At 70.5% G+C, this 2,726-nt stretch carries 3 protein-coding genes; all 3 read left to right on the forward strand.

Annotated elements, in window-relative coordinates:
• Positions 1–296: nucleotide disphospho-sugar-binding domain-containing protein (locus ACFV20_RS36620; RefSeq protein ID WP_385665411.1), on the forward strand; the 296-nt coding region annotated here is incomplete at its 5' end.
• On the forward strand, positions 293–1,291 hold the full coding sequence (gene rfbB, locus ACFV20_RS36625; RefSeq protein ID WP_073771960.1) for a dTDP-glucose 4,6-dehydratase: 999 nt from the start codon (positions 293–295) through the stop codon (positions 1,289–1,291). The genes ACFV20_RS36620 and rfbB, both read left to right, overlap by 4 nt.
• A 43-nt stretch (positions 1,292–1,334) precedes the next feature.
• Positions 1,335–2,726 (forward strand): MFS transporter (locus ACFV20_RS36630; protein WP_385665413.1); only part of this gene is annotated, 1,392 nt, incomplete at its 3' end.

Consider the following 2,726-nt stretch of genomic DNA (forward strand, 5'->3'; position numbering starts at 1 on the left):
GCGAGGACACCCCGGGCGGTATCGCGTGGGACTTCACCTGCCAGAAGCAGCTCACCGCGACGCTCACCTCCCGCGTCGTCACCGACTACGGGGCGGGAGTGCGCATCGACCACCAGAAGCAGTCCGCCGGACAGATCCGTGAGGCACTACGCAGGGTGCTCACCGAACCCTCCTTCCGCGAAGGCGCGCAGAGGATCCGGGAAGACCGGAACTCGGCCCCCAGCCCGGTCGAACTCGTGCCCCTCCTGGTAGAACTGACGAAGCGTCATCGCCATGACGAGGAGGCGACCCGATGAGGATGCTGGTGACGGGCGGAGCCGGTTTCATCGGCTCGCAGTTCGTACGGGCCACGCTGCGCGGCGAGTTGCCGGGTACCGAGGACGCCCATGTGACGGTCCTGGACAAGCTGACGTACTCCGGCAACCCGGCCAACCTCATCTCCGTCGCGGCCCATCCGCGCTACAGCTTCGTCCAGGGCGACACCGTCGACCCGCGCGTGGTCGACGAGGTGGTGGCGGGCCACGACGTCGTCGTCCACTTCGCGGCCGAGTCGCACGTGGACCGTTCGATCGACACCGCCACCCGGTTCGTCACGACCAACGTGCTCGGCACCCAGACGCTGCTGGAGGCGGCTCTGCGGCACGGCGTCGGCCGGTTCGTCCACGTGTCCACCGACGAGGTCTACGGTTCGATCGCCTCCGGCTCGTGGACCGAGGACACCCCGCTCGCCCCCAACGTCCCCTACGCGGCGTCGAAGGCCGGCTCGGACCTGATGGCGCTGGCCTGGCACCGCACCCGGGGCCTGGACGTCGTCGTCACCCGGTGCACCAACAACTACGGGCCCTACCAGTACCCCGAGAAGGTGATCCCGCTCTTCGTCACCAACATCCTCGACGGCATGCGGGTGCCCCTGTACGGGGACGGCGCCCACCGCCGGGACTGGCTGCACGTGTCCGACCACTGCCGGGCGATCCAGATGGTCATGAACTCCGGCCGGGCCGGGGAGGTCTACCACATCGGGGGCGGCACCGAACTCTCCAACGAGGAGCTCACCGACCTGCTGCTCACCGCGTGCGGCGCCGACTGGTCCTGCGTGGACCGGGTGGCCGACCGGCAGGGGCACGACCGCCGCTACTCGCTCGACATCACCAAGATCCACCAGGAACTGGGCTACGAGCCCCTGGTCGCCTTCGAGGACGGCTTGGCCGCGACGGTGAAGTGGTATCACGAGAACCGCCCGTGGTGGCAGCCGCTGAAGGCCGCGGCCGGCCTCCTGGACGCCGTCGGCTGACGGCACGCACTGCTCAGCACCCCCCAGGAAAGGAGCCACCTCCGTGACAGCCGTCAAGGAGCCGACGCCCCGCGCCGGACGGCGGGAGTGGATCGCTCTCGCCGTCCTCTCCCTGCCCACCATGCTGTTGATGCTGGACATCAACGTCCTGATGCTGGCCCTGCCGCAACTGAGCGAGGACCTCGGCGCGAGCAGTACGCAACAGCTGTGGATCACCGACATCTACGGATTCGCGATCGCCGGATTCCTGGTGACGATGGGCACTCTCGGCGACCGGATCGGCCGCCGCAGACTGCTGCTCGGCGGCGCGGCCGTGTTCGCGGTCGTGTCCGCCGTCGCCGCGTTCTCCGACAGCGCGGAGATGCTCGTCGTCAGCCGCGCCGTGCTCGGCGTCGCCGGGGCCACGGTGATGCCCTCCACGCTCGCGCTCATCAGCAACATGTTCCAGGACCCCAAGGAGCGGGGCACCGCCATCGCCATGTGGGCGAGCGCGATGATGGCCGGGGTCGCCCTCGGGCCCGCGGTGGGCGGTCTGGTCCTCGCCGCGTTCTGGTGGGGATCGGTGTTCCTCATCGCCGTGCCGGTGATGCTGCTGGTGGTGGTCACCGGACCGGTGCTGCTGACCGAGTCCCGCGACCCGGACGCCGGGCGGCTGGACCTGCTGAGCGCGGTGCTCTCCCTCGCGACCGTGCTGCCGGTGATCTACGGGCTGAAGGAGCTCGCCCGGAGCGGGTGGGATCCGCTCGCCGCCGGTGCGGTGGTGCTCGGCGTGGTCTTCGGCGCGCTGTTCGTCCAGCGCCAGCGGCGGCTGGCCGACCCCATGCTGGACCTGGGCCTCTTCGCCGACCGCACCCTGCGGGCCGGACTGACGGTCAGTATGGTCAACGCCGTCATCATGGGCGGGACCGGCCTCATGGTCGCCCTGTACCTCCAGACGATCGCCGGCCACTCCCCGCTGGCCGCCGGACTGTGGCTCCTGATCCCGGCCTGCGTGCTCGTGGTGGGCGTGCAGGTGTCGAACCTGCTGGCCCAGCGGATGCCCCCGTCCCGGGTCCTGCTGGGCGGCCTGCTGATCGCGGCCGTCGGGCAGCTCCTGATCACCCGGGTGGACGGCGACGACACCGTCCTCCTCATCACGGCCACCACCCTGATCTACTTCGGCGCCTCCCCGGTGGGGCCGATCACCACGGGCGCGATCATGGGGGCCGCGCCTCCGGAGAAGGCCGGCGCCGCCTCGTCGCTGTCCGCCACCGGCGGCGAGTTCGGCGTCGCCCTCGGCATCGCGGGTCTGGGCAGTCTGAGCACCGTGGTGTACAGCGCCCGGGTCGAGGTGCCGGACGAGGCCGGGCCCGCCGCCGGCGACGCCGCGCAGGAGACAAAAGCCGTCGCCCTGCACACCTCCGGTCACTTGGTACCGTACTGCTCCGTCTCACTG

It is taken from the genome of Streptomyces sp. NPDC059696, assembly GCF_042733745.1.
Taxonomy (GTDB): Bacteria; Actinomycetota; Actinomycetes; order Streptomycetales; family Streptomycetaceae; genus Streptomyces.

Bases quoted from the DNA above. Each gene is read 5' to 3' on its own strand.
- rfbB (WP_073771960.1), top strand. From the start codon at position 293: ATGAGGATGCTGGTGACGGGCGGAGCCGGTTTCATCGGCTCGCAGTTC.